This window comes from Moorena sp. (assembly GCF_982860115.1).
On sequence record NZ_CEYLVT010000032.1, the window covers coordinates 27,875 to 35,036 of the forward strand.

The 7,162-nt window shown below is 42.3% G+C and carries 5 protein-coding genes; 1 reads left to right on the forward strand and 4 read right to left on the reverse strand.

Annotated features, from left to right (window positions below):
• Positions 1 to 249 precede the first annotated feature (249 nt).
• Positions 250 to 2,412 carry a glycine--tRNA ligase subunit beta gene (gene glyS / locus AC4II3_RS08180; RefSeq protein ID WP_488029244.1) on the reverse strand — a complete coding sequence of 721 codons (2,163 nt, stop codon included), beginning with the start codon at positions 2,410 to 2,412 and terminating at the stop codon, positions 250 to 252.
• 514 nt (positions 2,413 to 2,926) lie between these two features.
• Positions 2,927 to 4,030 carry a calcium-binding protein gene (locus AC4II3_RS08185; protein ID WP_488011560.1) on the reverse strand — a complete coding sequence of 368 codons (1,104 nt, stop codon included), beginning with the start codon at positions 4,028 to 4,030 and terminating at the stop codon, positions 2,927 to 2,929.
• 751 nt (positions 4,031 to 4,781) lie between these two features.
• Between AC4II3_RS08185 and AC4II3_RS08190 the strand changes: the two genes are divergently transcribed.
• On the forward strand, positions 4,782 to 5,048 hold the full coding sequence (locus AC4II3_RS08190; RefSeq protein WP_488011558.1) for a hypothetical protein: 267 nt from the start codon (positions 4,782 to 4,784) through the stop codon (positions 5,046 to 5,048).
• A gap of 113 nt (positions 5,049 to 5,161) precedes the next feature.
• On the opposite strand, the gene AC4II3_RS08195 is transcribed toward AC4II3_RS08190, so the two are convergent.
• Entirely contained in the window at positions 5,162 to 6,079 is a 918-nt protein-coding gene (locus AC4II3_RS08195) for an ABC transporter ATP-binding protein (protein WP_488011556.1), read from the reverse strand.
• Positions 6,080 to 6,266: 187 nt separating this feature from the next.
• A complete protein-coding gene (locus tag AC4II3_RS08200; protein ID WP_488011562.1) occupies positions 6,267 to 7,040 on the reverse strand; it encodes an ABC transporter permease in 774 nt (257 codons plus the stop codon).
• Positions 7,041 to 7,162 lie beyond the last annotated feature (122 nt).

Sequence of the window (7,162 nt, forward strand, 5' to 3'; positions counted from 1 at the left end):
ACGCGAACAGCCTTCAGCCTTGGCCTTTGGCCACGCTACGCGAACAGCCTTCAGCCTTGGCCTTTGGCCACGCTACGCGAACAGCCTTCAGCTGATTACTGATTACTGATTACTGATTGCTGATTGCTGATTGCTGATTATTGATTGCTGATTGCTGATTACTGATTGCTGATTGCTGATTGCTGATTACTGCTTACTGATTACTGTTCCCGTAGCGTGCGCTTCGCGCATATGCTGACAAACCAAACCCTAACTTTTGACAATTGCTCCAAAATCTGCTAATACACGAGCATGATTCCGCAACAATCCCAACAAATTCAAGCGATTAGTGCGAATATTGGGGTCAGGATCCATCACCAATACACTCTGGTCACCATCAAAGAAAGTGCTAACCGTAGGAGCAATCTCTTCTAGTGCTTCCACTAATTTCTGATAATCTCGCTCTTCCTGAGAAGCTTTAATTTTCGGCACTAATTCCACTAGGGCATCATAAAATGCTTGCTCACAAGATTTCTGGAAGTATTCCGGAGTCACTACTGTTGTTGGTTGTAACTCTTTGGTATCTAAATCCCCTTGTTTAGCTAAACGAGCTGAACGGTTGACAGTTTCATAGATTTTATCCAGGGTACCATTATTTCGGATAGACTGAAGAAACAAAGCGCGATCGCGTACATCTAACACGTCAATTAATGCCCTGTTTTGATACTCCGGATCATCTTCTCCTAACACAGCATTCACTAAATCATAGTCAATTTTATTTTCTTCTTGGAGCAGAGTGCGAATCCGTTGTAAGAAAAATTCCTGTAATGACTCTATTGGTGAATTATTGTCTGGATAAGCAGCTACAAAATCTGCAGCAATATCTTGTAGCAACTGTTGAAGATTAATCGGTAAGTTGGCATTCCAGGTAATGTTGATAATACCATTAGCAGCACGACGTAGAGCAAAGGGATCAGAAGAGCCTGTGGGTAACATACCTAAACCAAAGATACTGACTAAGGTATCTAGCCTGTCTGCTAATGCTACCACTTGCCCGGTAAGGGTTTTAGGTAGAGCATCCCCTGCACCTTTCGGTAAATAATGCTCAAAAATTGCTGTTGCGACTTGCTCAGATTCCCCACTAGCAACGGCATACTTTTGGCCCATTACCCCTTGTAATTCAGGAAATTCATAGACCATCTGGGTAACCAAGTCAGCTTTACACAGTAAGGCGGCCCTTTGAATCTGAGTAATCGCCTCTGGTGAGATTAAATTAGGAGAGTGTTGACGTAACTGGTCAGTTATTTGATTCGCTATCTTTTCTATTCTACCGACCTTTTGGCGTACTGAACCTAAATCTTCCTGAAAAGTGACTTTCTCCAGTTGGGGTAAATAGCTTTCTAATGGTGAGTCGATATCAGTTTTGTAGAAAAACTGCCCATCGGCTAACCTCGCTCGGATTACCCGTTCGTTGCCAGTAGCAATAATTTCGGATTTAGCAGGGTCACCGTTACCAATAGTAATAAAATAGGGGATAAGTTCAGTAGCTGCTTCGGTTTTGAATACTGGAAAGTAGCGCTGGTGAGACACCATCTCTGTGGTGACCACTTCTTGTGGTAAATTCAAGAATTCTGAGGAAAATTTACCCACTACTGCTGTCGGCCATTCCACTAAATTAGTGACTTCTTCCCATAATTCAGGGTACAGAGGGGTATAACCACCTAACTCTTTAGCTGCTGATTCTACTTGTGATTTGATTGTCTCCCGACGTGTTTCAGAGTTGACCTCTACATAAGCATTGCGCAAACAGGACTGATAATCTGTAGCTTGGGGAATCTCTACCGGTTTGGGAGACAAGATCCGATGACCACTGGAAATGCGTCCGCTTTTGATAGCCTCGGCATTATTATCTAACTCTACCGGTAGCACTACATCATCCAAAAGTGTGACTAGCCAGCGAATGGGACGGGGAAACTTTAAATCTCCATTCGCCCAGCGCATGAATCGTCTTCCTTCCAATCCAAATATCCATTGGGGAATCAGTTCCGTTAAAATTTCCGTAGCGGGGCGACCGGATATCTGTTTCTGAACAAAGACAAATTCTCCTTTATCCGTATCTCTGAGGAATAGATTATCTAGCTCTACCCCCTGTTTACGGGCAAACCCAAGTGCTGCTTTAGTAGGTTCGCCATCCTTAAACGCTGCCTTAGCTGGTGGTCCTTTAACCTCTTCTTCTCGGTCGGGTTGCTTTTGAGGTAATTGTTTAATGATAACTGCTAAGCGGCGAGGGGTGCCGTAAATCTCAATTCCTTCTGGAGTAAGAAAGTACTCATCGAGGGTTTGGGGAATTTTCGATTGCCACTGTGCGATCGCACTATCGACAAAATCTGCGGGTAATTCTTCTGTACCGACTTCTAATAAAAATGTAGACATAGGGAACCGATTACTAATCAAAACCGTAATCTTTAACTACCAATTCCCCCAGTGTACCTCTTGAGATTATAGACCTGTTGATGATGGTTTTCACAGAAAAAGCAGAGTTATAGCGACAGTCGCTAAACTCTACCTCAAACACCCTTCTGGATTTATCTTCAGTAGTAGGGGCGCAAGCTGTGCTCCCCTAACGGTATAGTTATTGGTGACATACTCCCACACGCTCATCAAAGATTACAGTGTGGGCTTCTTACCAACTCCACCCAACGGTATCGGCTTTCGCCGACGCTGCGCGAACGGATACTCGGTAAGCTTTATTAACGACACGGGATGCCCCTCCGCACCGGAACAATACAGAAAAGTTCGATTTTAAAGCACGTAGGTGGCGGTTAGCTCTTAATTTGTTTTCCCTACTACTTTCATTATAGACGATCTCAAAACGATGAAAGATCCAGCTCCGCGTTCATCCCACACCTCAATGCGCATTGAGGTGTGGGATGAATCGCGGTCTTAGCTAAATCGTCAAAAAGTTGCTAGCGCTGGCAATAGTGCTAACTTGTGCATCATTGACAACTGCTAAGACTTCACCGTTAGCAGCGATTTCGACACCATCAGCACTTTGGTTAAACCTCAAATTACTGAAAGTCAAACCACCAGAAAGACCTAGCGACGTTTTACCAGCCTTAAAGTTAATGATAGTATCAGTTCCTTTGCGTGCTTCTAGGACAACAATATCCTGACCACCCCCAAGCCTGATCGTATCGTTGCCGAAGCCACCAACCACTAAATCATTACCAGTGCCAGTGTCTATGAGGTCATTACCGATACCTCCATAGACTGTGTTATTGCCTCCAGAAGAGAAAATCTCGTCATTACCAGTGCCGCCATAAATGGTGTCAGGGTTGGAACCGCCGAAAATCTCGTCATCCCCAGCACCACCATAGATAATGTTGACTCCCTCACTGCCAAAGATTCTGTCATTACCACCCTGACCGTAGATGCTGTCATTATCAGCAGTGCCGAAAAGAGTTTCACCATTGCTTGTGCCTAGAATTACTTCATCTTTCGGCACAACTCTTAAGTTATCCACTAGTAGCGCGGATTCCAACAACTCATCTTCTACATCCACCACTGCCATACCTACTAGATAAGTGCCACCAGTTGGGAATTTGTAGGTAAAAGTATCGTAGTCTGTTTCCTCACGAAATCCTGTAGGAGACAGGAGAAATGAACTATTGGTATCTGCTAGGTTAGATAAAACGTTTGGGGTGATGGAGACAAAGGCAAAATCCTTGAAGGTGGAGTCAGGGGTAAGCTCATCAGTCAGGAAGTTAAAGTCGAAGCTCAAAACATCCCCAGCGTTGACTGTAATAGGTTTTAGCTTGAGAGCCGATCCTTCTTTGGCGTCTCCATTGCCAAAACTATCTATAGTGCCTGGGTTTAAGCCCAAGAGGTTTTCAAGTGCGCTATCACTTACAGAACCGACATCATTAGTAATTAAAGCCTGAAATTTTCCCTGAGAAGGGATACTACCAAATGCCGCTGTCTCAATGCTGGCATCGCCGATAGTGTTCCAATTTATGAAGTTGCCAGTCTCAAATCCAAAAATAGTAGTCATCAGATTTTGTCTTTGGTAGATTACATAATTGACACAAGAAGGTCATTGCAGACAAACAAATTTAGACTAAGCTCACCTCAAGGCATCATAAGTTGATACACCAGTTGATACACCAGTTGATACACCAGTTGATACACCTTAATTCAGACTCGTAAAACCGATAAATTTTTCGTAGTTTACCCTGTAAATAAACGTTTAAATTTTGGAGTATTAATGAAAAATTAAAATACCTTAAGGTGTCTTATTTTTTTACCCTGAATTTTTTTTATATTTTGCTTGACTTGACTATTTATCAATTTATCAATTCTTTTGTTAAATAAAAATACTTTTATTTAAAGTATTCGTGAAGTTAATACTAAACTTGTTCAAGTTTTAGTTAAAATTATGTGATCACAGTTAGCTAGGTAACGTCCATAAACTAGATACCATAAGTTATCTGGGGCATCTTCACAGATTTCAGGGATCGTAACACTGCTAAAGCCAGCAGCATCGAGTCATTCACAATAGGTTTGATTAGCTGTAATCAAACAAAGGCTCTGGGTTGAGATCTGGAAATGGTGACAAATCCTGAAAAAAAGGGTTATAATATCCCTCTGAAGACAAAACATTGATTAACCCTAACAGGTTGATTAACCTTGAGGAATTTACTTACAATTCCAGAGCTGGTCTATTTTCTCTAAGTAGATTTACGGTTACAGCGGTCAACTCAGCAATTCTATAATCCCATCAGTTATTGAAGGGCAGTAAGGCAATGTATAAGAATTGCGTAATTGACATTAACTCCAAGCCTAATAAGGTTGATAGCGTTTGGCGTCTAGCCGAAACATTATCTGTAGAGGAAAAGGCTGAATTAATTGAGCGCTTGCTTGACAAAGAATCGGGGTTGATTGTGCTGTCAGCAACTACCCACTTAGCTGATTATATCCTGGCCCAGATGAGTCTTTTGTCATCAGAGGGCTTGCGGTACGTATTCAGGAAAGTTGGGGTTCAGCTGTCTAGCAAAGGGAATGGTTTGTAGATTGTTATCGTTAATCACCCACAATATCCAGCTTGTTCTTTTTTTGTTGGTGGTTAGTAGAGGCGAACAGCTGTTCGCCCCTACAGTAGTTAGTAGAGATCAACACACTCTCACTAACGACTAACCACTAACTTATTTCCCAGATTTGATGTAACCTCTACATAGACATACTCAAGCCGCACTGGCTGACGAGCAATGGAATCGAGGGGAATCCCATCAAAACATGCCATAATGTCCTTTAGGTCTAAAGACTCTGGTAGCCAAAACGCTAAATCATTGCCATAGCGGCGATGAGTAAAGCCTAATTCTTGGGCACGAGCGATCGCTTGTTCTTCTTGAGGGGTATCTACTACTAAAATTTCTTGAGCCGGAATCTTTTGCCGTAACTCAACCAAACTCCCCTCTGCTACAATCTGTCCCTGTTTAAGAATGCCAATTCTGTGGCAAAGACGTTCTGCTTCATCAAGGGAATGAGTCGTCAGCAAAATAGTAATTCCCTGGCCCTGAAGACGTCGAATCAAGTCCCAAATTTCATATCGGGCTTCAATATCTAAGCCTGTGGTAGGCTCATCTAAAATAAGTAATTTCGGCTGATGCACTAGAGCAACAGCAATATTCATCCGTCGCTGCATCCCACCACTGAGGGTTTCCACTGGACTTTTTGCCCGCTCTAATAAATTTACAGCAGTAAGGGCAGCGTAAACTTGTTTAGAGCACTGCTGACCATCTAACCCATACAAACGAGCAAAGAAATACAAGTTTTCTTGACAACTAAGGGTTTGATACAGTAAATTCTCTTGGGGAGCAACCCCAATCAGCTTTTTCGTTGCCTCGGATACTGGTTGGTTATTGATTGCGATCGCACCACTATCCGCTCGTAGTAAGTTACAGATGATGTTGATAGTAGTTGTCTTACCTGCACCATTGGGTCCGAGTAAACCATATATTTCTCCCGCTGGAATAGTTAGGGTTAAATCCCGCAGAACGTTTCGATTACCGTAAGACTTACTTAATTTATGGATATTTAGCACTAGTTAAACCTTCAGCAATACTAAGGCAATTTAATCAGACTTTTTTTACGATAATCGGATAATTTTATAGACGTACTAGGTCATAGATAACTGACCCGACTATACTTAAGTTTATTTTTTTTGTGCAAACCTCCTGATTCTTCAATGGTTTAAACTAGGTTACCCTGCACAAAACTCCCTTGGTCAATTACAATCTTCTCTCTACCCGAACCATCCCCTGGTATGACAACCATCCGACTATCACCATCACTGAGGCAAAGCCAAACAAAAACCAGAAATGAGACTCGATTTCCACCAAACCCTTGCCATCAGCCCATACTCCCAGCAAGGCTTCGTTCATATGATAAATGGGGTTAAACTTAGCGATTTCCAGTAACTGTTCCGGAAACAAAGCAGTTGGTAAAAACGCACCACCCAAAATTAATAGAGGTACACCAAAGGTTCCCACTAAGGCATTAACGTCCTCAGTGCGCCGCGCTAATTGAGTTCCCAGAAAAAATCCCACTCCCACATAAGCAATAATACTCAGCAAAATAATCAATACCCCTAGCAACACGGAACCTTGAAACCTTGCCCCCAAAAATGCTGCTATGGTATAAACCACTAAGGCTTGACCTGTAGCAATGCAGCTGTGAGCCAAAAAAATTCCTAAGAAATAGGATATGCCGCCTAATGGAGAGATAAATAAACGCTTGAGCATGTGCTGTTCTCGTTCTGAGACTACCGTTGCGACGCTACCCCCCAAGCAGCTAAAAAACAAAGCAGCACCCACCAGAGTAGTTGGGGCCGCACGTTCAAATGCTTCAGCGGTTGATAGCTGAGCCTGTTCTGCCATAATTAAACCGTTGAGAAATAGCACGGTAATTGGAAAAATACTCCAAAATAATAGGCTACGCTGCCTTCGCCATAGTTCAATCAAGATTCGCTGTGCTACAGCCCAGGTTTCCCGCCAATATTTTATAATTATCCTGTGTGTCATTTTTCATGTGGTAATTGTTAATACTTTCAACTTTCAACTTTCAACTTTCAACTTTTAACTTTTAACTTTTAACTTTTAACTTTTAACTTTTAACTTTTAACTTT